Origin of the sequence: Absicoccus porci, assembly GCF_003725415.1 — a bacterium.
GTDB classification, from domain to species: Bacteria; Bacillota_I; Bacilli_A; order Erysipelotrichales; family Erysipelotrichaceae; genus Absicoccus; species Absicoccus porci.
This window is the reverse complement of record NZ_RJQC01000001.1, coordinates 355,835-381,937: the sequence shown is the minus strand read 5'-3', so window position 1 is coordinate 381,937 and position 26,103 is coordinate 355,835. Positions and strand designations below refer to the sequence as shown.

Below are 26,103 nucleotides of genomic sequence, written 5' to 3'. Positions count from 1 at the left end.
TCACTCCCGCATGGATAGTATCATTTCCCATCAAAAACTACAAGAAAAAAAAGAAAGAGGAGTGATCCTCCTCTATCTATTGATGATTACGAATATAATTCAAGGCACCACCATCCATCAATATATCCAAATCTTCTTTGGTCAATTGTGTTGTAGCCTTAAAAGATTTATTCTTTGTCAGATCTTTGACTTCAATGATTGGTTGTTCATACAAACCAGGCACATTGACAACTTCCAATTCATCCATTTCATCGATGGCATCATAATCGGCCTTATCCACAAATTCCAATGGCAAGATACCGAAGTTGATTAAATTGGCATGATGAATACGTGCAAAACTTTTTGCGAGAACAGCTTTGATTCCCAAATACATAGGTGCTAAAGCTGCATGTTCACGACTGGATCCTTGACCATAGTTTTCACCAGCCACGATGATACCGCCATTGTTTGCTTTACAAATTTGATCAAAATGTTCTTTGTTGTTCATAAAGACAAATGTCGATAATTTTTCAATATTGGAACGATATGGCAATACTTTCGCTCCTGCAGGGGCAATATGATCCGTTGTGATGTTATCTGGCAATTTGATCACAACTTTCTTATCAATATTTTCCGTCATCTTCGTATTTTGTGGTAACGGTTTGATATTTGGTCCACGAATAATTTCGACATCTTCTGGATGATCACTTGGCGGAAGAATCATGGAATCATCAATGAAGATTGGTTCGGCTGTAAAGGTATCTTCATAATCCAATTGGGTTGGATCACTGATATAACCTGTTAATGCAGAAACGGCTGCCGTTTCTGGGGAAACCAAATAAATACCAGCACTTAAAGTTCCAGAACGACCATAGAAATTACGATTGAATGTACGCAAAGAAATACCATCGCTCTTTGGTGATTGTCCCATACCGATACATGGCCCGCATGCACATTCAAGAATACGAGCACCTGCTTTAATAAATACACTTAATGCACCTGTTTCAATCAATTTTTCCAAGACTTGACGAGAGCCTGGGGAAATAACCAAAGAAACATTTGGATTGATTGTTTTTCCTTTTAAGACATTGGCAACTTTCATCATGTCTTCATAACCAGAATTGGTACAAGATCCAATCGCTACTTGATCCACTTTAATCTGGCTCAATGCTGAAATTGGTTTTACCGCATCTGGTGAATTTGGACAAGCAGCCAACGGTGATAATTGACTTAAATCAATTTCAACCAAGCCATCATAGCTAGCCCCTGGATCAGCAGCCAATGGTTGCCAATCTTTGACACGATTTTGACGGGTTAAGAATTCTTTGGTGATCTCATCACTTGGGAAGATGGAAGTGGTCGCACCTAATTCAGCTCCCATATTTGTGATGGTTGCTCGTTGATACACACTTAATGTCTTTACGCCTTCACCGGTATATTCAAAGACTTTGCCAACACCGCCTTTTACCGTTAATCGACGTAATAATTCCAAAATAATATCTTTGGCAGAAACACCATGTTGAAGTTGACCTGTCAAACGAACTTCAAGGACTTCAGGCATGGTCAATCGATAAGGGATACCAGCCATGGCTTTGGCAACATCCAAACCACCAGCACCAATCGCAATCATACCCATAGCGGATGAAGTTGGCGTGTGACTATCGGAACCAATCAATGTTTTTCCTGGTGTCGCAAATCGTTCCAAATGGACTTGGTGACAAATTCCGTTTCCTGGTTTAGAAAAGTAGATACCATGCTTAGCAGCAACAGATTGTAGATAGGCATGATCATCTGCATTCATAAAACCATTTTGTAAGGTATTGTGATCGACGTAACTAACGGACAGATCCGTTTTTACTTGATCCACACCCATGGCTTCCAGTTGCATATACGCCATGGTACCGGTCGCATCCTGTGTTAATGTTTGATCCATGCGAATCTCAATAGGAGATCCGGCTTTTAGCTCACCTTTGATTAAATGTTCTTTTAAAATCTTCTGTGTTAAATTTTCCATTTTTTCACATCCTTTTTAAAAGTGTATCATAATCTATATTATATGGTAAAATATTGATATGAAAAAAATTAATGAATTTTGCATCAAACTCCTACATTGGATTGAAGCAATCATGGCCATTATTTTGATTTTGGCGGTTGGCATCGAATGTTTTCATGTCATTGCGCAACTGCCATCTTTCTTTTCAAATGAAGTGCCACTGTCCGATGTATTATCCTATGTTTTTAACTTTATTATCGCTATCGAATTTGTCCGCATGTTGTTGATTCATTCGATGGAAAGTGTCACTGAGGTTTTGATTTTTGCGATTGCACGAAGCATCATTGTCGGCCATCCAGAAGCTATATCACTTCTTTTTGAAATTTTATGCATATTCTTATTATTGATGGCTAGAAAACATTTTCTACTACAAACAGATCTAGAAAAAGAAAACGAAGAAGATCAATAGTCTTCTTCGTTTTCTGTATCATCACTATCCAATAAGATTTCACGATTTTTTGATACTACAATATATGTACCATCTTTTGGATATTCTTCATCGGTTGCATCCGATAAAATTTCTAATTCACATGGATAGCCATTGGCTTCCAATTCTTGAATTAACCCGTCTTTTCCTAATTTTTTTGTTAAGTTGCGACCACATGCACAATTGCCATATTGATCCAAACACTGATATACCCAGTCTGGAATCGTCTTTTTTGCCATGATGTATCCCCTCCTAGAATAATCTGTATTATACTCGAAAAGAAAATGGGAGGCAAGCCTCCCACATTTTTACTTTTCTAAGATTTCGATAATTTTTGGATAATAATCATATCGATCATCGACATATTGGAACGCACTATTCGCAATGGCTTTTGCTTTATCCAAATCAATATCTACATATACATTCGCAAAACGATAATAAATCATATCTTTGATTTGGTTTTCACGTAATACATAGTTATAATCGGCATCGCCTTGACCATAATCACCATGTTTGATATACAAATCGGCAATATCCATCAATGCACGATTGCCCCATTTTTGATGAAGATCATCCAATTGCGATAACACCGCAAAAATGAAATTCTCATAGTATTTCACATCATCATACTCAAATAATGGCAATACATGATAGGCAAGATCCATGAATGTTTCAATCATATCTGTTACATCGGCTTTGATTAAATCAACCAAGTCCGCACTTTGATGAATATCCTTACGTTGTGCAATCATCAACACTTTACGAACAATATCAAATTCTTTTTGATATTCTTCATTGTTGGCTGTGGCATCATCTTTAATTGTATAGGCAGCATGTGCTTTTACATCTTTACCAATTTGTTCAAAATCAGAAGCTTTGATATCGACTGTATCGGCCACACGTTCAAAGATGACATGGATCAAATCAGCATCATACCCATCTTTCTCAAAAGTGAATGCTTTTGTATCTACATGGAAATCATCCAATACTTTTTTCGTTAAAGCATCAATATCCGCATTGTCTAACAATAATGAAGCATAGTTATCATAATCCATGTTTACACCCATGGCACGAGCCATTTCAAAACATGTATCCATCGCAAAACTCTTATATTGCTCGATCTTTTCGGTATTAATTGCTGGTTTCTTTGCAGTTTTCTTCGTAGTTGCTTTTTTCGCAGCTACTTTCTTATTGGCAGCCTTTGCTGCTGTTGCTCTTTTTGCAGGTGACTTTTTAGCCGTTGTTGCCTTCTTCGCTACTGTTTTCTTTGTCGTTGATTTTTTCGCAGTTGTCTTTGCTGCTGGTTTTGCTTCTACTTTAGCAGTTGTAGTTTTTGTTTCTGCCTTTGCCGTTGTTGTTACAGCAGGCTTTGCTTCTGCTTTCGCAGCTGTTGTCTTTGTTGCAGCTGGTTTTGCTTCTACTTTAGCAGTTGTAGTTTTTGTTTCTGCCTTTGTCGTTGTTGTTACAGCAGGCTTTGCTTCTGCTTTCGCAGCTGTTGTCTTTGTTGCAGCTGGTTTTGTTTCTACTTTGGCAGCTGTTGTTTTTGTTTCAGCTGGTTTTTCTACTTTTTTTGTTGCAGCTGTTTTCTTAGCTGTTGTCTTCTTTGCTGGAGTGACTTTTTTAGCGGTTGTTTTTTTCGCAGCCGTCTTTGTCGTAGTATCTTTCTGTGCCGGTTCTACTTTCTTAGCCGTTTTCGATACTTCCGTTGGCTTTGCGCTAGCGCTCACTGTTTTTTTCTGAGTAGCACTCTTCGTTGCAGTCGTTGCTTTTTTCGATCTTGTTTTTGCAGGCATGATACTTCCTCCTAGTTAATTCTTTCCTATTATATCACTTCTCAATTTCAATGCAATTCACTATCGATTTTGCTTGCCACATCTTTGGAAGCAATAATCGTAATATTATTGATCATGATCAAATCTTGAATCTTATTTTTCTTACAGAAGGATACGATCTTTTCTTTGGTGTAACGGAAATCCATAATATAGACTGTCTGATAATGATCTACGAGATAGGGTACGAAACAATTTCCATAGGATTCCTTAACCACCACACAACTCGATCCATCTTTGATTTTTGGATTTTCGATTTTGGTCAATGGCTTATCTCCGCCTATAAAACAATAGTATCCCGATCCTTCGTTCCACGAACTCACATCTTCGATCACACGCCAATCATGAGCTTGCCCTGATTCATCCCAATATGTCAGATCATTGGTACCATTCGGTACATACGCCTTCACATAATCCGGATTCTTTTCCATCGCTGAATCTTTCAATTTATCATAGAATGTACCTAAGAAAGGACTGAATTTATAACTCTTCTTAAAATAAGACAATTTATGTGCCGTAATTCCTTTTTCCTTACAAAAATCTTTATATGCATAATAAGCTCCCAAACTTGTCCAATGATGATCCGTGCGGAAATATAAATACTGATCATTATGTTTTCTTAACGTTGGCAAAATATTAACCATATGCACATTTTTACTATATTGATCGGCATAATAATCAATTCCCTCTTGTTGGTCGGATCCACCTAAAGAATTCAATGTCTTATCATCTAACATCGCACCAGAATTGTTCGGTACCAATACGGAATATACACTCGTTGTACCTTTCAATTCCTTGGCTGCTCGATTCATGGCTTTAGTGTATGTGTTTGCTGCACTCTGATCAAAATAATACACACTATAAGCAGCTCCATCCTTCACATATAACCCTTCCATGATTTGATTTTGGACTTCTGCCTGCATATCCTTGGTCTTTGGTGCCTTAGCTGTTTTCGATGTGGAATTGGAAGTTGTTCCATTCGATGGAATTGTATCTTTTTGGGCATTACCACCTACCATACGTGTATTGGATTCGATACCATATGACTTTTTTAAGTCCTGGCTCATCGCAATCCATCTATCCCTACCAGGAAACGTATCGGAATACCATTTTGATACATCCGAAAAGTAGGAGCCGTCTAAGAAGGTGGAAAGATGGAAGGCAGGAAAAGCTGTCAACTTCCGTTTTTCTACGATGGATTCAGTTGGTCGAATAAAAAACAAAGCACCCATGATCATGCCAATAACCAATAGAAAACTGGTGATCACTACGCTCCAATTACGAAACAAACGAATTTGTTTTTGTTGCTTTTTCGTATATTTCATCCTCTGTCTCCTTCCTAAAACTGAAAATATAAGAAGGGATTATAGCTATTCCCTATCAATGCTAAAACCGATAAAATCAAAAGAACAGGTGGCAACAATAATTCTCCCCAAGTGTATAGACGATAAATGATTCCATTGGTCTTACCAATCATATACAAACCATTTCGAATGCCTTTTCCAATATAAGTACAAGCAATGATACAAAACAGTAAAAAGAAAATATTTTCTAAGAACAAAGTATGTACTTGCATACTGGTAAAAGCATGATTGCCAATTCCTATCATTCCAGCTAATACAGTTAACAGTTGAGAGCTATTCTCAAATCGGAAAATGATCCAACCTACATAGATTACAAGCAAGGTATAGATATGACTCCAAACTGGTTTCAATCGATTTCCATAAACAAATCGTTCCAGCAATAAAAAGAGCAAGTAATATAAGCCCCAAAAAATATAGTTCCAACTCGCACCATGCCACATACCTGTTAAAAACCATACGATAGCCATGTTACGAATATACTTACCTTTTGAACAACGACTTCCGCCCAAAGGAATATACACATAATCACGAAAAAAAGTACTCAGTGAAATATGCCACTTTCGCCAAAAGTCTTGTACCGAATGGGCCATATATGGATAGTTAAAATTTTCCAAATAATGGAATCCCACCATACGTCCCATACCAATGGCCATATCGGAATAGGCTGAAAAATCCAAATAGATTTGGAGCATATAAAAAAGCATGCCTAACCATAAACCTGTAATAGCTTGACTTTGCAGAGCCGATTGTTGAAATGGGAGCAAAGTATCCGCTACCGATGCACATCCATTCGCTAAAATAGCTTTTTTGGCTAAACCCACACAAAATCGTCGAATACCTTCATAGATATCTTTTTGCGAAATCGTACGATGATCAATTTCATTGGCAACCGTTTCATAACGTACAATAGGGCCCGCAATGCATTGATGAAACAAACTAGAATATAATAATAGCTTCCAGAATTTCGGTTGTGCCTTTACCTCTTTTCGATATACATCAATCACATAAGATAATAATTGAAATGTATAAAATGAAATACCAATCGGTAAAACGATTTGTGGTATTACTTTTGGAATACCTATTAGAGCTTGAAGATTTGAACAAAAAAAGACCGTATACTTGAAAATACCTAATAGACCTAATAAAACGATACATTCACCTATTAAATATTGTTTGGCATTTTTTCGATGTCGCGTAATCTGTAATGCAAACCACCAACTCGCAAAAGTATCTGCTAACAAGAGAATCAAATATTGAGGTCCGCCCCAAGAATAGAAAATCAAAGAAAAAATTAATAGAACTTTATTCTTTTTCGCATCATCCACCCATGTATAAATGATCATACATGGAACAAGAAACGCAAAAATAAAAAGTAAACTCGAAAAAACCATATTCCCTTTCCCTTCCCTTGTTTCATGATAGCAAACTTTTCATTTCCATTAAACTAATTTTAAGGAAATATTTGTAGTATACTAGTGCGTGTCAAGGAGGACAATACATGAATAAACAAGAACAACCACCAGAATTTAAAGCAAAACCAAAGTTACCGAAACAAATTATCATTCTGGTTTTGGTTTGTGCCATTCTTTCTGGTGTATTAGGATTTACCGGCGGTTATATTGCTTCCAACTTACATTCTTCCGGCAGTGTAACTGTAAATCAAGTCACAGGCAAAACATCCGGTTCATCCAAAGTCAATGATGTCAGTGACATTGCCAGCAAATGTGGTCCAAGTGTTGTGGAAATCACAACTGAATCCGTTTCCAATGGCAACAGTATTTATGGTCAATACATCTCCGAAGGAGCTGGTAGTGGAATCGTCTATAGTAAAGATGGTTACATTGTTACTAATAACCACGTCATAGAAGGTGCTTCAAGCATTACAGTCACGACAACCGATGGGAAAGAATATGCAGCTACGTTAGTTGGATCGGATTCAGACAGTGATCTAGCAGTATTAAAAATTGATGCCAGTAATTTAACACCTGTCACTTTGGGTGATTCCAGCAGCTTAGAAGTCGGTGATATTGCGATTGCGATTGGAAATCCGTTAGGTGAATTAGGTGGTACCGTAACGGAAGGTATTATTTCCGCTTTGGATCGTCAAGTAGAGATCGATAATACAACAATGACCTTGCTTCAAACCGATGCATCCATTTCACCAGGTAACTCTGGAGGTGGCTTGTTTGATGCGAATGGAAATTTGATTGGTATTGTCAATGCGAAATACTCATCGAGTTCTTCTTCCTCCAATGGTAGTGTCGAAGGTATTGGTTTTGCGATTCCAATCAATAGTGTTACCGATGTCATCAATGAATTGATTACGAATGGAAAAGTGACAAATCGTGCCGCATTAAATGTTTCTCTATATGATTATACGGAAGGTAGTTCCAATTATTATGTAGATGAAGGAGCACAAGCCGGTTGCTACATCGTCCAAGTCGTCAGTGGTGGTGCTGCGGATAAAGCAGGACTTCAAAAAGGTGATCGCATTGTATCAATCGATGGTACTTCCATTTCGAAATCCAGTGAAGCCAAAGCAGCCATCCAGAAGCATAGTCCAGGTGATAAAGTAAAGATCGTCGTTGAACGTGATGGTAAAAAAGTGACAAAGACTGTAACGCTTGGATCATCCAACTCTTAATGTAAGGGGTTTCGTTTTTACGAAATCCCTTACTTTTTGTTTTGTATCAACACTAAATGGGGGTATAATAAATTTAGAAATACTTACATTAGAGGAGGCTTAGTATTCAATGGCTACAGAAAAAATTTCTAAAAGAAAAATCATGTTGATTGGTACCGGTTTTGTCGGCATGAGTTTTGCGTATTCCCTATTATCGGAAAAAGGAATCGATGAATTGGTTTTGGTCGATGTTAACACGGACAAAGCCAAAGGTGAAGAAATGGATTTGAGTGATGGTTTAGTTTATGCTGAAACCAAAATGAAAATTCGTGCAGGTAGCTACGCTGATGCCAAAGATACAAATATCGTTGTATTAACGGCTGGTATTGCGCAAAAACCAGGTCAAACTCGTTTGGAATTGGTTAAAATCAATGCCAAGATCACAAAGGATTGTTGTGAAAACTTGAAAGCCAATGGATTCGATGGAATCTTGATTTGTGCTGGTAACCCTGTTGATATTATGACTTATGTTGCTTACAAGACTTCTGGTCTACAAAAGAATCACGTATTTGGTTCTGGTGACGTTTTGGATACTGCACGTTTGCGTTTCGCTATCAGTGAACGCTTGAATGTAGCACCAAGCAATATCCATGCTTATATCATGGGTGAACATGGTGATTCAAGTTTCGTATCTTGGGCAAACACATATGTTGGCTGCAAGAACTTATTGGAATACTTGGATGAAAAAGGTGATGTATCTTTAGCTGAACTACAAGAATTGTATATTGGTGTTCGTGACAAAGCCTATAAGATCATTGAATTAAAACGTGCAACCTATTATGGAATCGGTTTGGCTTTGAAACGTATCGTTACTTGTGTATTGAATAACGAACGTGCCATCTTACCAGTATCCAGTTATCAACAAGGAGAATATGGTCAAGAAGGTTACTACATTGGTACACCAAGTATTGTTGGATCTAATGGTGTAGAAGAAGTCATTAAATTGCCAATGACTGATCAAGACCAAGAATTATTTGATCGTTCATTCATTACGTTACGTCAAACAATCAAAGATGAATTATCCGATTTATTAGCTGAATACGAATAATAAACGAAAGGCTGTAGCTCGAATGGCTACAGCCCTATTTTTATATTTCAACTGTTATTTTTAATGATTTCTCATCTTCCGTTGTTGCCTCAATCTTTCCCTTATAAGAACGTACAATAGCCTGAGCAATGGACAAACCGATGCCATATCCACCCGTTTGCGAATTATGACTTTGATCCGTTCGATAAAAACGATCAAATAAATGAGACAAACTCTTTTTGGAAATATGATCTGTGGTATTGTAAACAACCAATTCTGTCTTTTTCTTTTGATGTAAAGCAATCCGAACGATTCCCTCTTCTGGAGAATATTTAAAGGCATTATCCATTAATATCGAAATCAACTGTTCCATTTCTTTTTGACTTCCCTTGATATAAATGTTGCTATCTACATCTTTTTCAAAGGTTTTATTTTCCATCTTTGCTCGTGCATCAAATGAATTCGCAACCGTCGATACGATTTTCGAAAGATCTAGATCCACTAAGATTTCTGGTTTGAGGGTTTCTTGCATTCGTGATAATACAATTAAATTATTTGTTAAATCGGCCAATCGTTTGGTTTGCACATGAATATCATCGGTCCATTCATTCGATATACCGTCCATCTCTAATACTGTCAAATCCGCATCGATCGTAGCCAATGGTGTTTTAATTTCATGACCTGCATCGGTAATAAATCGTTTTTGTTTTTCATAACTTTCGGCAACCGGTTTCATGATTCGACCGGAAATAAATACGATCAATATGGAAGAAATGAGCAAACCAATGGTGGCCACCAAGCAGCTTGCTTCCAAGAATGTACGCCAATTCTCGAGCGAACGCGTACAATCTAAGAAGATCAAGACCGTATTGCCATTTTCTTTATAACGAATATATCGATAATCATGATAAAAACCTCGCGTGTCATTCAAACTAGAAACCACTTTGACATATCTTCGAGCCTGCGTGATATCGATAGCTTGGACTTTTGCCATATCGATGGTTGTAATGGTATTGTCTTCACTGATTGTTGCAATAAAATAACGCGATTCAAACGGCGTTTCTTTCGACCAATGCCCATTGTTTTGATTTTCACCAAAAGCTGGAAAATATCCTTCATTTTCTTTCAATGTCGTTAATATCGCATCCGCATTCTCCATGATCTTATAATAATTGATCACATTGATAGCCAACATTAAAATGGTAAAGGTCACAAAAATAGATAAGATAGCAGCCATGGAAAATCGCTTACGCAGATTCTTGATCATTATTTTCTAACTCCAATGAATAACCGACATTACGATGTGCTTGAATCTTCACATTCGCACCAATCTTTTTCAACTTCTTCCGCAAATAGGCGATATAAACCCATACAATATTCAACTCCGTATCACTGTCATATCCCCAGATTTTTTCAAACATTCGCTCCGTAGAAATGACTTGTTTTGGATTCGATAATAATAATTCCAACATTTGAAATTCCTTATTTGGTAATTTCATCGTCGTATTGGGTCCTGCTAATTCAAAAGTTGTACGATCCAATGTGATATTACCAAACGATAAGGAAGAGTCTGGTGATTGGGTATGCATCCGGGTCATAGCGCGAATTCGTGCCAACAACTCTTTCGCATCAAATGGTTTGGTCAAATAATCATTGGCACCCAAGTCCAAACCTTTTACTTTATCATCCACTTCACTTTTTGCCGTCAATAATAAAACCGGCACATCATTACCAGCTTTACGAATCGTGGACAAAACCGTTAAACCATCGACCTTTGGCATCATGATATCTAAGATTACACCATCATAGACTTCATCTTCTAAATAATCCAGGACTTGTTGTCCATCATAAACAGCATCCACCGCATAATTGGATTTTTGCAAGATTACAACCAAAGCCTTAGATAATGATCGTTCATCTTCAGCTAATAATAATCGCATGCGTGACCTCCTTATTGAAAAAGGGAAATCTGTTTATTCACAAATTTCCCTATACAATTCCTCTATCTCTGGTATTGTTATAACACGATTGTACAACGTGATGCAAGGCTTATTCGATGGACTTCTCTCAATTTGATCCAGATGATAATGGCCATGCAACCAAACTCGATAATCCAATCGTTCTTCAATTTCTTGTAAAAATGGTTTTAGATCATAACGTTCCGGATCATAGAAATTCATATCCGTTTTATACTTGTTTCCCAACGAATGATTTTCATAGACTTCATGACTGAGGACATAATCAACCTGCCATTGATGAGCATCTAACACTTGACGAGCATGTTTCATTTCATCTAAAGTTGGCAATTCTTGCTGCCACCAACTTACATTGGGAACTCGATACTTGGCATCATGACTGGGTGCTCCACCAAAACAGAAGAAAGAGTGATCCTCTATTTCAAAAACTTCACCACGCATCAAATGAACAATGTTAGGACGAATCCGATGGACTTGTCCACCATGCCACGTCTCAACTGGAAATTCTTCTAATAAATTAAAGTTTTCATGATTTCCATCGATAAAACAAATTTGCCAAGACAACGACTCTAGCCAATCCAACCAAAATTTATCACCTTTATCACCATCTAATATAAAACCGAAATCACCCGCAATGATCACATAATCATTTGGTGTTAATGTTTTTCCAAGTGGAAAACCATCATCGGGATTAATCTTAAATACATCTTGTTCACGATGCGTATCACCTGTTATATAAATCATAGCAACCTCATGGTAACATAGCCAAATATATTACGCAAATGATAACGTTTACATAGAAATGTTTATTAAAAGATATTAAACGATACCAAGAATCATACTAGAATCTATAGAGAGGAAGAATTTAAATGAAGTTTAATAAGAAAATACGGCATCGATTGATCCTAATTATTGGATTGATTCTAGCGATTGTTATTATTGGTATGCTGGTCAAAGGTATATCGCATACTTTCTTTTCGAATCAAGTTACTGTTAAGGGAGCCTAAACCCTGCGTAAAGCAGGTATGTCCGAAGCTGATATCAAAGAGATGACTTCTCTGCCTAATTATCATAGTAGTCGAGCCAAACGGTATGCGAAATAGAAAGCCGATTCCATCAAAGATGTAGTCATGGAAGTCAATTGTGATATGGATCTAAAACCGTATTCAAAAACGACCATTGTGAATGATGATAGTGATATGACTTTACTTATCAATAAGTTTTATGCCTTGCCCCAAGGCTATGAACCCGATGATCTTGTTACGATCAAAGACTATGCTTGTGTACAAGGTGAAGATTATTCTTGTCAAGATGTCTCCGAATTAACCCTTCGCAAATAAGCATATCAAGGTTTTAAATCCTTTTGTCAAGAAGCCAAAAAACATGACATTAATATTCGTGCCATTGCTGGGTATAGAACCTATGCCTACCAAAAAGGATTATGGGATTATTATGCATCCACGCAAGGTAAAGACTATGCGGATACATATTATGCTCGACCAGGATAAAGTGAACACAATTCCGGCTTAGCTCTGGATATCACATTCAATGGTCATAACTTTAATGAAATTCAAAAGTATGATGGCTACAAATGGATCTTAAAAAATATGCACAACTATGGTTTTATCTTACGTTATCCCAAAGATAAAACGAAAGTAACTCGTTATGGGTATGAATCGTGGCATATTCGTTATGTAGGTAAAAAAGCAGCCACACAAATATATAAAAACAATTGGACATTAGAGTAATATCATGGCTCGAAATAAAAAAAGAATTTCAAAAAGAACGAGAAACCGATTAATTTTTGCGGGTGGTGTTATTGTTGTATTGCTCCTTTTGTTTCTTTTGATACGTGCCCTATTTGGATTATTCTTTTCATCGAATGATACATCATCTACAAATACGGATAGTAATAAAACCGTTGTTTCATTTATGGGTGTAGGTGATAATTTGATTCATGAGACTGTATACAATGATGCGAAACAAAACGATGGTACCTACAATTTTAAAAAAATGTATACCAATTTTAAGAAAGATGCTACAAATTCGGATATCTCCTTCATTAATCAAAAAACTGTATTAGGTGGTGAAAAGCTTGGTTTATCCGGTTATCCAACGTTTAACTCTCCCACTGAAATTGCACAAAATCTAGAAGATACTGGCTTTAATTTAGTCAACCTTGCCACCAATCATTCTCTAGATAAAGGCGAAGAAGGCATCGCTAATGAACTAAAAGCATTCAAAAAAACAAATATTGTTACGGATGGTGTCTATACTTCCCAAAAAGAGTTTGATACCATTCCTACTTTTAAGAAAAAAGGCATTACCTTTAGTTTCTTAGCTTATACTTTTGGCACCAATGGCATTACGGCTGATCATGATTATAATGTTTCCTATTTAGATGATGATCAAATCAAAACCGAAGTCAAGAAAGTCAAAAAGATCAGCGATGTCGTCATTGTATCCGGCCATTGGGGTGATGAAAATACCTTCAAACCAAACAGTCTGCAAAAACACTATGCAAAATTATTTACGGATTGTGGTGTTGATGTGGTCATAGGAACCCATCCCCACACCATTCAACCGGTCAAATGGATCAAAGGTAGTTCGGGCAATAAAATGCTTTGTGTCTATTCTTTAGGTAATTTTCTAGGTGGTATGCTTTCAACCGATAATGTGATTGGTGGTGAAATCAAGTTTGATTTTGTGAAAGAAAAAAAGAAGATATCCATTAAAAATGTAAAATGGATCCCGATTGTCATTCATTAAGAAGGTAAGAAAAATAATATCATAGAAGACCGCCATAACTATAAAGTCTATAAATTATCGCAATATAGTAATAAGTTAGCGAAAAAACATGCATTCAATGGCTATGATGGAAATGTCATCAGTATCAAAGAAATCATAAAGCGTACAGAAAAAGTCATTGATAAAAAATATCTGAAATAAGAAAATACCCGTTATGATATCATAACGGGCAATGGTGTCAACCTAAGAATGATTAGGTTGGCATCTTTTTCTGTGACTGACTTAACCACACGATTCTTGCTGATCAGCGAAAAAAAGCGTATATGAAAACTCATACCTGATTGGCATTTTTTCACATATAAGATATCATATTCTTAACGGGGCTTGATCGTCATCAGTCTGCCGTTCCATGATATGGTATTTGGCCATTCTCGTCCATCCAATCGAAAACGCATCGGCTTGCTCTGAGAGATGACCCTGCCCCACCTCTTATAGTGCCTGCCGGGACGGACAGGTACTTTGATCTTATTAATGATCTTACTTATCAGTTCCATGATTTTTTGTATCTTTTTCTGATTCTCATTGCGCATCCATCTCAATATTTTTTCGTCCCGAAGCAAATTATTGAGCTGTTTTCGGTTGATCTTATAACCATATTTGGTTTTTTTTGGATGATTTTCATACAATTCTTTATCCATCTCTTTTTGTACGATACCACTTAAATTATGAAACAGTACTTTTGCGTAGATTGAAGATCTCTCGCTGTCACATTCCTTGCTGAAATAGCGTTCCCATTCCTGATTGCTTTTCAAAATCTTGTAACTATTCTCAATATCCCAACGCCTGTTGTAAAGATAAACGATGTCACTTGAAGAAAACTCGTCTTTACTTAGGTTGGTAAAATACATTAGATCGACAGTGGTCGTCTGATTGTTTTTGTTCACGATATAGTGATACCTCACCACGCGAATCTTTATATAGGGATCTTTCGAAAACCGTTCTCTTGGCTGCTCATATTTCAATCGTTTCTGCCAGACCTTATCAACCTTTACTTTGATCCATTCATCATTTGATTTCATCTTCTCGATATAATGCTTAAAGAAATTGGATTTGGCCCGTATACAATATTTCAGGCCATGACTTTCTAAAATAGAAAATAATTCGACACTGTCATAATACCGGTCTGCCAGATAAATGCCTGGATATCCATTCATCAGAGATAAATATTTCAATTGTTCGATGGCAATAGGTATCTCCGAATCTTTAAATCTTTTCATCTGGAAATCGACGATCAATCCATTCGTCACATCATAAAGAGCAGCTGAACGGGATGTCGATTTTGCTGCTTGGAATGCATTGCGTGCATTTTGATTCTTGACGAATCCATACCGTTGAAGAGATTCATCCGTTTTATAGAGATTCAACGTTGTCCCATCTTCTGCCAACAGAAGATACCCTTTATAAGTCTTCACCAATTTCGATTGATAAAAACGTTCCGCCAATTTATGGATCAGAAGTTTAAAGACAGATGGATCTACTTTACGAATAGCTTTGAAAGCAGCTTGACGGCTGATTCGGCGAGCCGGCAACCCGATACAGGAATAATAATGACTTAATTCTGAACCAATACAATCCCGGTTACGAAAGATGAGGAAGAGAAGAACGTCATACCACGGAAACTTGTATCTGCGAATAAAATCATGGGGAGATTTACGAGCTGCCTCACGTACTTGTTCGGATTTGATAAAACGACCAAACCAGGAGAACAAAGAAGCAATAGATTCTTTATTGTTTTGTGTATTTCACCTTCTCTTTTAAAAAAGTTGCTTCAGGATCCTTGGCAAAAGCCGCACGAAGATAAGGAAGATGTTTTGCATCAAATTGACCGAGCTTAACTACAACACGATGTTTAGAGACACCATTTTCATCACGGAAAGATTCGACAAGGTCACAGAAATAGGTCATTTTCTTACCCTTATTGTTTGGAATAACCCGTACAAACATAGAAAGCCCTCCTTTATACTTAACTATATTATAAAGTATAAAGGCTTATATATAAATATTTATAGTCTATATACTTAACTATAAATATATATTTTAGACATTTCTTTTAATTGTTTAAAAACTAGAAGGAAATAAAAAATGGTGTCAACCTAATCATTCTTAGGTTGACACCATTGCCCGTTATGATATCATAACGGGCTTTTTATCTAAGCAATCTGTTCAAATTGACTATTATACAAGTTCGCATAGAAACCATTTTGGGCCAATAGCTCATCATGTTTTCCTCTTTCAATGATTTGTCCATCTTTCATTACCAAGATCTGATTGGCATTGATGATCGTTGATAAACGATGCGCAATCACAAAACTTGTTCTTCCTTTCATCAAAGTATCAAAAGCTTGTTGAACCAGTACTTCCGTTCGCGTATCAATATTGGAAGTTGCTTCATCCAAAATCAACATTTTTGGTTTGATCAACATAACGCGAGTGATACATAAAAGTTGTTGTTGTCCTTGCGATAAACTATGCACATTGATTTTCGTATCCAGACCATTGGGCATCGTTTCAATAAAATCCCAACTTCGACAAGATTGGCAAGCCGCTTCGATTTCATCTTCCGAATATATTTTTCCCATGCATAAATTTTCTCGCACGGTAGCCTCTTTGATCCATGTATCCTGCAGCACCATGCCAAACTGTTGACGCAAACTATGCCGATTCACATTTCGAATATCGGTTCCATCAATCAAAATCGCACCACTATCAATATCATAAAACCGCATCAATAAGTTGATCATGGTCGTTTTACCACATCCTGTTGGACCAACAATGGCTATTTTTTGCCCTGGTTGTACTTGGAAAGAAACATGCTGGATCAAAGGATGCGAAGGAACATAAGAAAAATTAACATCTTGCCAGTCAACACTTTCTTTGTTCACAATCAAATCGTTTGGATTTTCTTGTGGTTCTTGTGGTGCATCCATGATCTCAAAAACTCGATTGGCACAGGCCAAAGCATTTTGGAATTCCGTTACCACCGAACTAATATCATTAAATGGTCGCATATATTGATTCGCATAACTCAACAATACACTTAAAGAACCAACGGTTAAAGCATTTTGTAGAATAAAGATAGATCCTACTCCAACAACGACGGCATACATCAAACTATTCATAAAACGTGTAGATGGATTGGTCAAACTACTATAGAAGATAGCTTTTTGTGAATAATCCTGCAAATCTTGATTGGTATTTTGAAAAGTATGTGAAGCTCGTTGTCCATAACCGAAAGACTGAATAATCTTTTCATTTCCAACCATCTCTTCAATATAAGCTGTCAACTTTTCTCGTGTCTGTGTCATCTTTTGGAACATACGATATGAATGTTTAGAAATCCATTTTGCCACAAAGAAACTGGCTGGACTCATCAATACAATGAGAAGACTGATCCAAAAATCAATACGGAACATAAAGACAATAGTCACTACAATCGTGATGACTCCAGAAAATAATTGAGTAAAGCCCAACAACAAGCCATCTGAAATTTGATCCACATCCGCAATCATTCGTCCTAGAATATCACCAATTCCATGGCCATCTAAAAACGATAATGGCAAATGCTGAATTTGCCGCATGATTTGGGCACGCATATCTTTTACGATGGAAAACGCCATATGGTTATTGACCACATTCATGAACCATGTCGTAATCGCATTGACCATGATCAAAATGCCAATCTTAGATCCAAAGGTTGCTAAACGAGCCAAATCCACATGTCCTTGATAAATCATACAGTCGATACATTGTCCAAATAGGATGGGAATATATAATTGTGTCACAACCGCAACAATGGCCAATAAGATACTCAAAACAAAAAATAGTCGATATGGCTTCACATACTGCATGAGCTTTTGAAAAGTTTGTGACGTTTTCATGCGATTGCCTCCTTTGGATATTGCGATGCAAAGATTTCCTGATATACAGAGCAGTTTTTCATCAATTGTGCATGCGTACCTGAACCAACCAAATGACCTTGATCCAATACTAAGATTGAATTGGCATAACGAATGGAACTGATTCGTTGACTCACGATGAAAATAGTCATTTTGCCCGATAGAGTTCGCAAGGCTTTTCGTAAATTCGCATCGGTCTTAAAATCCAATGCACTGGCACTATCATCCAAAACAAGAATATCTGGTTGTTTGACCAAAGCCCGAGCAATGGTCAAACGTTGTCGTTGGCCACCGGATAAATTTTTACCACCTTGTTCCAACACAAAATCCAATTGTCCTGGTTTATTGGCAACGACCTCTTTGGCCTGGGCAATCTCTAATGCACGCCATAAAGAAGCATCATCTACATTTGGATTTCCCCATTTCAGATTCTCTCGAATCGTACCGGAAAAAAGCACAGATCCTTGCGCCACATATCCAATCTTCGAAGTTAATTGTTCACGTGGATATGTTTGTACGTTTGCCCCATCGATAAAGATCTTACCTTGATTGATTTCATAATAACGTCCCATGAGCTGCATGATGGTAGATTTTCCGGATCCTGTAGGACCAATGACACCAATCGTTGCTCCTTTGGAAACGGTAAAACTCATATCATGAATTACATTTTTTGTATCATAAGCGAAGGATACATGGTCAAAGATAACGGCTTGTGCACTTTGGATTTGTATCGATTTTGTTTCATAGTGCATATCGTTATTCGTATCCATGATGGCTTCAATACGTTGACTACAAGCAATCGATTTATCAATCGTAACGATCAAGCTTGCCAATTTAATCAACTCAATAATGATTTGCGCCATATAGTTATATAAAGCAACCATGTCCCCTTGGGCCATGTATCCTCCCTGAATTTGAATTGCGCCTACATTTAATAAAATGATAATCGCAAAGTTGATAATGATATAAGTAAACGGATTGATCAATGCTGAGATCTTTCCTAAAAATTCATTGGCATTGGTAAAAATATCATTTTGTTTATCAAACGATGAAATCTCGTCGTTCTCTTTACAAAAGGCACGAATTACACGTACACCCGATAAATTATCTCGTGTCATTCCTAATAATGTATCTAGATGTGATTGTACTTTTTTAAACAATGGAATACTGATACGCATGATCACATAAATCACAACACTCAATACCGGAATCGCAACTGTAAAAATCAAAGCACACTTCACATTGATGAAAAAGGCCATGATCATTGATCCAAATACGATAAACGGGCTACGCAATAAAAGACGTAAACTCATATTGATTCCCGTTTGTACTTGTTGCATGTCACTGGTCATTCGTGTGATCAATGTATTCACACCCAATGTATCGATTTCCTTATACGATAAGGATTGGATATGATCAAACATCGCTTGTCTTAGATCAGTCGTTGTTCCCACAGCTGCTTTTGCTGCAAAAAATTGAGCAACAATACTAAATCCAAACCCCATAGCTGCTAAGATAATCAACAAAATCGTTCCCTGTCCGATCACATGGGTATGATGTTGATGAATACCTTGGTTGATGATCCAAGCAACGATCAATGGAACGAAAAGGTCCATAAGTGCTTCTAATAGTTTAAATATCGGTGCACATATCGCTTGTTTACGATACGTTCGTAAATAATGGAATACTGTTTTCATATTTCTCGCCCTCTTGCAGAAGTATCGTATCATATGTTATGATATATAAAAATTATATAATTTATATATTTGTTATTTAGAAAGAATATAGTATGAATCTTAAACAACTCCAAATTTATAAAACCGTTGTCGAACAGGGAACGATGTCACAAGCAGCCAAAACACTTCATATGAGTCAACCTCCCCTTTCCCTACAAATCAAACAGTTAGAAGAAGAGATTGGCGCTCCATTGTTGATTCGTGGCTCTCGCCATGTGGAATGTACCGAACTCGGTGATTTCCTTTATCATCGTGCATGTACCATTTGTGACTTAGTTCAAAATACGAAACAAGAACTTTTTGATCAACAACACGCCAAAACCGGTACGATTCATTTAGGCATTGTATCTAGTCTTCAAGATTATGTATTAGATACATGGCTCCATTCTTTTATAAAAATGTACCCAAAGATTCATTATGAAATTTTTGAAGGAAATACGTATACTTGTTTGGATGCGGTGCGCCATCATATTATTGAAATAGCTGTAGTTCGAAGTCCTTTTCCCAAAGACTCCAGCTTACAAATGATACAAACAGCAATGGAAAATTTTTATACAATTGGCAGCACAAAACCACTAACCGTCGAAGAACTGAATCATGTTCCGTTGATCATTTATCGTCGATGGAAAGAATTCTTTGATCAACTCTTGGAGACACCCAATTATTTTTGTGTCAGTGATGATGCTCGAACTTGCATGCAATGGGCACAACGAGGGTATGGTATCGGTTTAGCACCAGCTTCCATTGCGAAAAAAGAAGATAATGCCTATCCCATTCAGGATTTATCGATGCAATCCAATATTTGTATTGTTACTTCTAAGAACAATTACATTTCAAACAGTGCCAAAGCTTTGTTGGATTATATAAAAAACCAGTGAATCATTCGACTCACTGGTGATTTTTTAAAATTTCACTAAAATCTTGGACAATTTCTAAACAGCCCATATATTGATCTTCTTGATCATAAATGGCTACATATTGAATGCGCGTATTTTTGAACCATCGTTCTACTTTATTACGTTTATGACTCTTAAAATCAGAAAGCATTTGTTTTACGATAGGTTGAACACGTGGTGGATGACAACTATATACTTTCCGATTTAATGCCGTTTTTGGACGAGCAAATACACCATTGGTGATACTAAAGAAACGATTGATATCATTCGCATCAATAAATGTCAACTCAACTGGCAATGCTTTACAAATTGCTTCAAATTGAGCAACTGTAAGATCTCCATTTTCAAAATGTAGAAAACCATCGTTGCCAGGACGCCGATACGTTTCCGCTTCGGGCCAAGAAGCCACTTCACTGATAAACGCATTTCCATAAATTGGCATATCCTGATAGATTTGATACCACATTTCTTTACTGGATTTTTCAAGTGCTAAAGGAAATAAAATTTGGTTTTCTTTAAAGATCATTTCCTCAATACGTGATCGATTGTTGGGAATATCATGTAAGATTTCATCATCTACACCCCACATAACTTGATTAGGTCCTGGATAGCCAAGTGCATCCAATTGTGCCAGAATCAATTCTTCTTTTTTCTTATAATGTTTTTTTAATTCTACATAAGGAATCTCTCTATTTTGATCCAAATATTGTTTCAAAATCTGATTCTCTAACTTCATGATAGAAACCGGATGGCCAGCAGGTATTTGTTCATCCGCAAGAACTTCTGCTTCGGTCTTTCCATGAAATAAAGCCGAATGCACATCACATAATCGTTGCACTTCTGGTACGGGCATTCCTTTATTGATCAATTCTTGCTCGGCATTCGCAATTTCTTGTACCGATACATTTTCATAGGCTTTCACAAAATCAGCTCGCACACTTTCTAAATCTTCTCCTTGTTGAAGACGAAGGATATAAGATTCTAGATCATTAGATGGATCGATGGAAAACGTTTTTGTTTCTTTAGAAGCCAATTCAAAACCATGTTCCGCAAAAGCAGCTTGTACTTTTTCCCATGGAATCCCTTTGATTTGAGCTCCTTTTTCTAGAGTCATGATCTTTCCTACAGTTTGTAGAGCCATCGGATTCGTAATATCTTTGAATCCCAAAGAGATCATGATATCTTTGATTTCTGGATTTTCAGAAATTAATTCAGCTACTTTTTTATTTTTATCGATTTGTTTCATATCTGTTACCTACCTTGTAAGTACAGTCTAACATTGAATTGATAATAGTTTGTTGGAAAAACAACAAATGATAAAAAAGAACAGAAACCATTATGATTCCTGTTCCTAAAATTTAAATATTTTATTCCTTAATGTTTCTTACGCCGTAAGAATCCCAATCCAAACAAAGAAGTTATCATCGAACCCATCATAGAAACTGTATTGGTTTCAACACCGGTTTGCACACTGTTGGTTTCTTGTGTTTCTGTTTCTGGAGCTACATTTTCTGTAGTTGATGTATTTGAAGGCGTATTTTTAGAAGGTGTATTCTTATTAGAATTATCTTCAATTATTTTTTTCTTATATTTATATGTAACTTCAATCGTACCGTCTTTAAATACACCCGTTTCTTGTCCATCTACACTGACAAAAACATAACCAGCAATATCCTTCTTTACGGTTTGATAAGGATTGTCTAAAATATCTTCATACGTTTCATCCTTCGCAATCGTATTACCATTTTCATCTACATAATGAGCTACGACTTTACCTTTTGTTAGTGTATAAACATAATATACATTAATATCATCTTCTGTGTATGTTCCATTATTATTTTCTGGCACTTTAATTAATGTATATTTATTAATCGTTTTTGCTTCGGTTGTATATTCATTTCCAACAGCATCTTTATATGTTTCATTATCCGCAATCTGATTTCCAGCTTCATCCACATAATGAGCTATTACGGTTCCATTATTGTGAGCTGCCTTTAAAGCTAATACACCATTATATGTACCAGCATTCACTTTTTCAGTATGATCCGATTCATGGTTTTCAGAATGGGCTTCCCATCTAGAATCTGCTTGATCATCGTACCAACCATTAATAGAATCCGTACAATCTGGATCACCATCTAATTTCCAGCCTTCGCCAGTATTTCCAAATGTGATATGTCCGCCATCTTCTACAAAGATATCATCACCTGCATAATTTGCATGGTTATTATAAACTTGTGTTGAATTCGACAAATTTGCAACTGCATTAGACCGGACAAAAATTCCACCACCGGATTGTGCAATATTATTTTTAGATGGAATATTTTCTTGTTCCGCATGATTTCTTGTTACTAAGATATTAGCACCCTCATCAACTGTTAAATGACTGTTTTTATCTAAGAAAATACCAGAAACCTTATTATCTGTAATATTAATAATTGAATCTTTATCAATCGATAAGTTTGCTTTTGATCCTAATAATCTCATTCCTGCACTATAATTCGATTTTCCTTGTGTACCGGTAATTGTAACATTTGCTTTTATAAAATGACCATTACCGGACATAACGATGCCATCCATACCATTGTTTGTTGCAGTAAATGTAGAATCGTTAATAGTTAAATGTCTTGTAGACATACCATGATAAACATTGTTATCAAATTTAACCGTTGAATTATTAGTGATGGTATAATCCGCACCATTAGAGCCACTTGTTTTCATACCATCTACAGTCAAATTTGAATTAGAAACCACAGTTTCAATTTGACCAACTAGACCTGATCTACATGTTTGAATATCTAAATTCGACTTATTCAGAACATTAACACCCACTTTATATGGATTTGCTCCATCATTTTCATCGGACTCAATCGCATTACCAGAAAGTCCAAATATTTTCATTTCTGAGGCGTTATCTAAGGTTAGTGAACCACCCGAATGAAAATAGATTCCTGTGCCAGGGCCATAACCGCCTTTAATATAAAATTTAGTATTGCTTAAATTCAATTGACAATCATAGTTTACTACGGCATTCGCCCATTTATATCCTTCTCCTGCAAGAGTTGGTGTACCATTAGCTGGAATTAAATTAACTGTACTATCTACAAAGTTTAGCACTGCTATCTTATTTCCATCTTTTCTTAAATAAATACCTAATGTATCGGCCGTTATCGCATGTCCATTACCTTGAATAGTAATGGCTTTGCCATTGATTCCAAAACCATTTTTGGTTGTAGCGTCTTTATATAGATTGATTGTGTCGTTATCTTGTGCAGCACTTAACGCATCATCCAACGAAGCATATGCAGTATCACCAATCTTTGCTACTACATCCACTTCTGGATTTTCTTGTGTTTGTACACTATTATTTGTTTCTGATTCATTTGTATTGGTAGCTTCAACTATTGATTGTGTTTCTACTCCTTGTGATTCGTTTGTATTGGAATCATTACTTACTGGTTGGGTTTCAACCTTTGATTCATCAGTTGTATCTGCCACAGTTGCGCTTGCATTAATGGCTACTTGTTTCGTATCATCTTGCGTTTGTTCAACCGACTTGGCATCGACTACTGTATTATTATCCGATGGAGTTATATCTGGAGTGGTTTCATCTGCTAAAACAACTGCATTTCCTACGCCAACCATAAAAGCTGCCGTAGCAGGAAAAGCTAAGGCTTTCAATAAAGTAACTTTTTTCATAAAATAACCCCTTTTCTCATAAATGTACATCAATATACAATATTTATATTACTTGTATATTTAATGATTTTATTAACAATATTTTAACTCCTTTTAATATATTTGTAAAGGTTGAGGGATAGGAGGTGCGGACAAATTCTTGGACCGACGATGACAGGGAGGAAGAAAAATGTCGTTTACGGAGGAAGAGAAAAAGAAAGCACTTCAATTGTATGATGAAACTGGATCGATAGCTAAGGTAATTCATAAACTCGGATATCCAAGCAGACAAAATATGTATACTTGGATCAAGAATCGAGATATCGAAAAGAAACGCAAGAAATATGATGCTACAGATTCACCAGGGCACAGGCGTCATCCATCATTAGAAATAAAACTTGAAATACTTCACCGTTGCTTTGAAGAAGGAGAAGACATAAAATCAATATCAGAAGAATACGGATATTCAAGGACGAGTATTTATAGTTGGAGAAAGCTGTATTTATCTGGAGGTGCAGCGGCGATAATGAATAAAAAGAAAGATTTGCCAAGAGGAGCTTTGATCGTTAATGAAGATGCTGATAAGGGTTCCGATAATAATATTGAACTGGCAGCTAAGATAAGAGATCTGGAGCTAGAAAACGATATATTAAGACAGACAATAGAAATATTAAAAAAAGATCAGGGCATCGATCTGTTAAGACTGAAAAACGCAGAGAAGACAATGATAATCGATGCCCTAAGGAATAAATATGCATTGTCCCTGCTTCTTGCAAAACTTCAGATATCCAAGAGCAGTTACTTTTATCAGCACAAGATACAACAATCACCTTATAAATATGAGGCAATAAAGGTAAAAATTATTAAATTATTCAAAGAAAACAAGGAAAGATACGGTTATAGAAGGATCCATTCACTACTGAGAAAAGATAATATCATTGTATCTGAAAAAATCGTAAGACAAATCATGAAAGATAATAATCTAGTAGTAAAAGTCAGAAAACACAAGAAGTATAGCTCCTATCAAGGAGAAATAAGTGAAGCGGCAGAGAATATTATCAATAGAGATTTTCATTCAGAAAAATCCAATGAAAAGGTGCTGACAGATATCACAGAATTCTCAATACCTGCAGGAAAAGTATATCTTTCACCAATAGTAGACTGTTTTGATGGAATGATACCAAGTTGGACAGTAAGTAGCAACCCTAATGCAGATTTGGTCAATAGCATGTTGGATGATTATCATTCTAAGCTAAAAGAAGATGAGAAACCAATAGTTCATAGCGATCGGGGGTGTCATTACCGATGGCCTGGATGGATTAATAGAATGAATAAGTATGGATATACCAGAAGCATGTCTAAGAAAGGTTGCTCACCGGATAATTCGGCATGTGAAGGATTCTTTGGCAGGATGAAGAATGAGATGTTTTATGGCCGAAATTTTGTTGGTGTAACAATTGAAACGTTTGTAGAGATTATCAATGATTATATCATATGGTACAATACCAAAAGAATAAAGGCATCGTTGGGCTATTTGAGCCCTATGGAGTACAGGCAAAGTCTGGGACTAATTTGAAATAACAAGGTCCAAGAATTTGTCCGCACCCCCCTATTGGTTGAGTATATCAACATAAAATTCATATGCTTTTGTTTAATATTAAATTTTTTAGACTTACCATTAGACTAAAAACGAGCGAGTAATAAATTATTACTTGCCCGTTTTTCACTTCTTTTTATTGCTTTCTTTCTTC

At 36.4% G+C, this 26,103-nt stretch carries 22 protein-coding genes and 1 pseudogene; 9 read left to right on the top strand and 14 right to left on the bottom strand.

Translation table 11 applies throughout. The features are described from left to right. Positions 1–76: 76 nt before the first annotated feature. Positions 77–1,993 (bottom strand): aconitate hydratase, encoded by a 1,917-nt coding sequence (locus EDX97_RS01975; protein WP_128519511.1) that lies wholly within the window; start codon positions 1,991–1,993, stop codon positions 77–79. A gap of 58 nt (positions 1,994–2,051) precedes the next feature. Here EDX97_RS01975 and EDX97_RS01970 point away from each other — a divergent pair, with 58 nt between their 5' ends. Continuing rightward, the gene (locus EDX97_RS01970; protein WP_128519510.1) at positions 2,052–2,441 is read left to right on the top strand and encodes a hypothetical protein; all 390 of its coding nucleotides are present in this window, start codon (positions 2,052–2,054) and stop codon (positions 2,439–2,441) included. Here the strand turns inward: EDX97_RS01970 and EDX97_RS01965 are convergent. The 4 genes from EDX97_RS01965 to EDX97_RS01950 all read right to left on the bottom strand — a co-directional run bounded on the left by EDX97_RS01965 (position 2,435) and on the right by EDX97_RS01950 (position 6,995). Continuing rightward, positions 2,435–2,698 carry a hypothetical protein gene (locus EDX97_RS01965; protein WP_128519509.1) on the bottom strand — a complete coding sequence of 88 codons (264 nt, stop codon included), beginning with the start codon at positions 2,696–2,698 and terminating at the stop codon, positions 2,435–2,437. The two genes, EDX97_RS01970 and EDX97_RS01965, sit on opposite strands and share 7 nt — an antisense overlap. A gap of 69 nt (positions 2,699–2,767) precedes the next feature. After that, positions 2,768–4,252 (bottom strand): neurofilament protein, encoded by a 1,485-nt coding sequence (locus EDX97_RS01960; protein WP_128519508.1) that lies wholly within the window; start codon positions 4,250–4,252, stop codon positions 2,768–2,770. Between the two features lie 47 nt (positions 4,253–4,299). Continuing rightward, positions 4,300–5,613, bottom strand: a complete 1,314-nt coding sequence (locus EDX97_RS01955; RefSeq protein ID WP_128519507.1) for a DHHW family protein — start codon at positions 5,611–5,613, stop codon at positions 4,300–4,302. A gap of 14 nt (positions 5,614–5,627) precedes the next feature. Then, positions 5,628–6,995 (bottom strand): MBOAT family O-acyltransferase, encoded by a 1,368-nt coding sequence (locus EDX97_RS01950; RefSeq protein ID WP_221175864.1) that lies wholly within the window; start codon positions 6,993–6,995, stop codon positions 5,628–5,630. 155 nt (positions 6,996–7,150) lie between these two features. On the opposite strand from EDX97_RS01950, the gene EDX97_RS01945 reads away from it, so the two are divergent. Both EDX97_RS01945 and EDX97_RS01940 read left to right on the top strand, forming a co-directional pair. After that, a complete protein-coding gene (locus tag EDX97_RS01945; RefSeq protein WP_128519505.1) occupies positions 7,151–8,296 on the top strand; it encodes a S1C family serine protease in 1,146 nt (381 codons plus the stop codon). Positions 8,297–8,405: 109 nt separating this feature from the next. Further along, positions 8,406–9,383, top strand: coding sequence for an L-lactate dehydrogenase (locus tag EDX97_RS01940; protein ID WP_128519504.1), 978 nt, complete (start codon positions 8,406–8,408; stop codon positions 9,381–9,383). Between the two features lie 40 nt (positions 9,384–9,423). On the opposite strand, the gene EDX97_RS01935 is transcribed toward EDX97_RS01940, so the two are convergent. Genes EDX97_RS01935 through EDX97_RS01925 form a run of 3 tightly spaced genes read right to left on the bottom strand, consistent with a single transcriptional unit; the run spans position 9,424 to position 12,082 of the window. Further along, positions 9,424–10,629 (bottom strand): sensor histidine kinase, encoded by a 1,206-nt coding sequence (locus EDX97_RS01935; protein ID WP_128519503.1) that lies wholly within the window; start codon positions 10,627–10,629, stop codon positions 9,424–9,426. After that, entirely contained in the window at positions 10,610–11,302 is a 693-nt protein-coding gene (locus tag EDX97_RS01930; protein WP_128519502.1) for a response regulator transcription factor, read from the bottom strand. The genes EDX97_RS01935 and EDX97_RS01930 overlap by 20 nt, the downstream gene beginning before the upstream one ends. 33 nt (positions 11,303–11,335) lie before the next feature. Further along, entirely contained in the window at positions 11,336–12,082 is a 747-nt protein-coding gene (locus tag EDX97_RS01925; protein ID WP_128519501.1) for a metallophosphoesterase, read from the bottom strand. Positions 12,083–12,207: 125 nt separating this feature from the next. On the opposite strand from EDX97_RS01925, the gene EDX97_RS11650 reads away from it, so the two are divergent. The 4 genes and pseudogenes from EDX97_RS11650 (at position 12,208) to EDX97_RS01905 (ending at position 14,107) form a co-directional block, all read left to right on the top strand. After that, entirely contained in the window at positions 12,208–12,345 is a 138-nt protein-coding gene (locus tag EDX97_RS11650) for a hypothetical protein (RefSeq protein ID WP_183164229.1), read from the top strand. A 123-nt stretch (positions 12,346–12,468) separates the two neighbouring features. Further along, positions 12,469–12,678, top strand: a complete 210-nt coding sequence (locus EDX97_RS01920; protein WP_128519500.1) for a hypothetical protein — start codon at positions 12,469–12,471, stop codon at positions 12,676–12,678. Between the two features lie 15 nt (positions 12,679–12,693). Beyond that, positions 12,694–13,086: pseudogene (locus EDX97_RS11990) on the top strand (M15 family metallopeptidase); the annotation flags it as partial. Between the two features lie 4 nt (positions 13,087–13,090). Beyond that, complete coding sequence (locus tag EDX97_RS01905) at positions 13,091–14,107, top strand: CapA family protein (protein ID WP_128519498.1); 1,017 nt, start codon at positions 13,091–13,093, stop codon at positions 14,105–14,107. Positions 14,108–14,460: 353 nt separating this feature from the next. Here the strand turns inward: EDX97_RS01905 and EDX97_RS01900 are convergent, their stop codons facing one another. The 4 genes from EDX97_RS01900 to EDX97_RS01885 all read right to left on the bottom strand — a co-directional run bounded on the left by EDX97_RS01900 (position 14,461) and on the right by EDX97_RS01885 (position 19,739). After that, entirely contained in the window at positions 14,461–15,855 is a 1,395-nt protein-coding gene (locus EDX97_RS01900; protein ID WP_183164219.1) for an IS4 family transposase, read from the bottom strand. A 16-nt stretch (positions 15,856–15,871) separates the two neighbouring features. After that, positions 15,872–16,090: a hypothetical protein gene (locus EDX97_RS01895; RefSeq protein ID WP_128519420.1), complete on the bottom strand. Its 219-nt coding sequence runs from the start codon at positions 16,088–16,090 to the stop codon at positions 15,872–15,874. Between the two features lie 206 nt (positions 16,091–16,296). Next, positions 16,297–18,024 carry an ABC transporter ATP-binding protein gene (locus EDX97_RS01890; RefSeq protein ID WP_128519496.1) on the bottom strand — a complete coding sequence of 576 codons (1,728 nt, stop codon included), beginning with the start codon at positions 18,022–18,024 and terminating at the stop codon, positions 16,297–16,299. Further along, positions 18,021–19,739 (bottom strand): ABC transporter ATP-binding protein, encoded by a 1,719-nt coding sequence (locus tag EDX97_RS01885; RefSeq protein WP_128519495.1) that lies wholly within the window; start codon positions 19,737–19,739, stop codon positions 18,021–18,023. The genes EDX97_RS01890 and EDX97_RS01885 overlap by 4 nt, the downstream gene beginning before the upstream one ends. A 92-nt stretch (positions 19,740–19,831) precedes the next feature. Between EDX97_RS01885 and EDX97_RS01880 the strand changes: the two genes are divergently transcribed. Further along, positions 19,832–20,656 (top strand): LysR family transcriptional regulator, encoded by an 825-nt coding sequence (locus tag EDX97_RS01880; protein ID WP_128519494.1) that lies wholly within the window; start codon positions 19,832–19,834, stop codon positions 20,654–20,656. A 10-nt stretch (positions 20,657–20,666) separates the two neighbouring features. Here EDX97_RS01880 and EDX97_RS01875 read toward each other — a convergent pair whose 3' ends face one another. Then, entirely contained in the window at positions 20,667–21,920 is a 1,254-nt protein-coding gene (locus EDX97_RS01875; protein ID WP_128519493.1) for a DUF438 domain-containing protein, read from the bottom strand. A gap of 128 nt (positions 21,921–22,048) precedes the next feature. Then, positions 22,049–24,373 (bottom strand): MucBP domain-containing protein, encoded by a 2,325-nt coding sequence (locus EDX97_RS01870; RefSeq protein WP_183164228.1) that lies wholly within the window; start codon positions 24,371–24,373, stop codon positions 22,049–22,051. A 169-nt stretch (positions 24,374–24,542) separates the two neighbouring features. Between EDX97_RS01870 and EDX97_RS01865 the strand changes: the two genes are divergently transcribed. Next, positions 24,543–25,928: an IS3 family transposase gene (locus EDX97_RS01865; RefSeq protein WP_128519491.1), complete on the top strand. Its 1,386-nt coding sequence runs from the start codon at positions 24,543–24,545 to the stop codon at positions 25,926–25,928. Positions 25,929–26,103 lie beyond the last annotated feature (175 nt).

What these genes read in the sequence shown, in the direction of transcription:
- EDX97_RS01975 (WP_128519511.1), bottom strand. Translation starts at nt 1,993, where the DNA reads ATGGAAAATTTAACACAGAAGATTTTAAAAGAACATTTAATCAAAGGT.
- EDX97_RS01970 (WP_128519510.1), top strand. Translation starts at nt 2,052, where the DNA reads ATGAAAAAAATTAATGAATTTTGCATCAAACTCCTACATTGGATTGAA.
- EDX97_RS01965 (WP_128519509.1), bottom strand. Translation starts at nt 2,698, where the DNA reads ATGGCAAAAAAGACGATTCCAGACTGGGTATATCAGTGTTTGGATCAA.
- EDX97_RS01960 (WP_128519508.1), bottom strand. Translation starts at nt 4,252, where the DNA reads ATGCCTGCAAAAACAAGATCGAAAAAAGCAACGACTGCAACGAAGAGT.
- EDX97_RS01955 (WP_128519507.1), bottom strand. Translation starts at nt 5,613, where the DNA reads ATGAAATATACGAAAAAGCAACAAAAACAAATTCGTTTGTTTCGTAAT.
- EDX97_RS01950 (WP_221175864.1), bottom strand. Translation starts at nt 6,995, where the DNA reads ATGATCATTTATACATGGGTGGATGATGCGAAAAAGAATAAAGTTCTA.
- EDX97_RS01945 (WP_128519505.1), top strand. Translation starts at nt 7,151, where the DNA reads ATGAATAAACAAGAACAACCACCAGAATTTAAAGCAAAACCAAAGTTA.
- EDX97_RS01940 (WP_128519504.1), top strand. Translation starts at nt 8,406, where the DNA reads ATGGCTACAGAAAAAATTTCTAAAAGAAAAATCATGTTGATTGGTACC.
- EDX97_RS01935 (WP_128519503.1), bottom strand. Translation starts at nt 10,629, where the DNA reads ATGATCAAGAATCTGCGTAAGCGATTTTCCATGGCTGCTATCTTATCT.
- EDX97_RS01930 (WP_128519502.1), bottom strand. Translation starts at nt 11,302, where the DNA reads ATGCGATTATTATTAGCTGAAGATGAACGATCATTATCTAAGGCTTTG.
- EDX97_RS01925 (WP_128519501.1), bottom strand. Translation starts at nt 12,082, where the DNA reads ATGATTTATATAACAGGTGATACGCATCGTGAACAAGATGTATTTAAG.
- EDX97_RS11650 (WP_183164229.1), top strand. Translation starts at nt 12,208, where the DNA reads ATGAAGTTTAATAAGAAAATACGGCATCGATTGATCCTAATTATTGGA.
- EDX97_RS01920 (WP_128519500.1), top strand. Translation starts at nt 12,469, where the DNA reads ATGGAAGTCAATTGTGATATGGATCTAAAACCGTATTCAAAAACGACC.
- EDX97_RS01905 (WP_128519498.1), top strand. Translation starts at nt 13,091, where the DNA reads ATGGCTCGAAATAAAAAAAGAATTTCAAAAAGAACGAGAAACCGATTA.
- EDX97_RS01895 (WP_128519420.1), bottom strand. Translation starts at nt 16,090, where the DNA reads ATGTTTGTACGGGTTATTCCAAACAATAAGGGTAAGAAAATGACCTAT.
- EDX97_RS01890 (WP_128519496.1), bottom strand. Translation starts at nt 18,024, where the DNA reads ATGAAAACGTCACAAACTTTTCAAAAGCTCATGCAGTATGTGAAGCCA.
- EDX97_RS01885 (WP_128519495.1), bottom strand. Translation starts at nt 19,739, where the DNA reads ATGAAAACAGTATTCCATTATTTACGAACGTATCGTAAACAAGCGATA.
- EDX97_RS01880 (WP_128519494.1), top strand. Translation starts at nt 19,832, where the DNA reads ATGAATCTTAAACAACTCCAAATTTATAAAACCGTTGTCGAACAGGGA.
- EDX97_RS01875 (WP_128519493.1), bottom strand. Translation starts at nt 21,920, where the DNA reads ATGAAACAAATCGATAAAAATAAAAAAGTAGCTGAATTAATTTCTGAA.
- EDX97_RS01870 (WP_183164228.1), bottom strand. Translation starts at nt 24,373, where the DNA reads ATGAAAAAAGTTACTTTATTGAAAGCCTTAGCTTTTCCTGCTACGGCA.
- EDX97_RS01865 (WP_128519491.1), top strand. Translation starts at nt 24,543, where the DNA reads ATGTCGTTTACGGAGGAAGAGAAAAAGAAAGCACTTCAATTGTATGAT.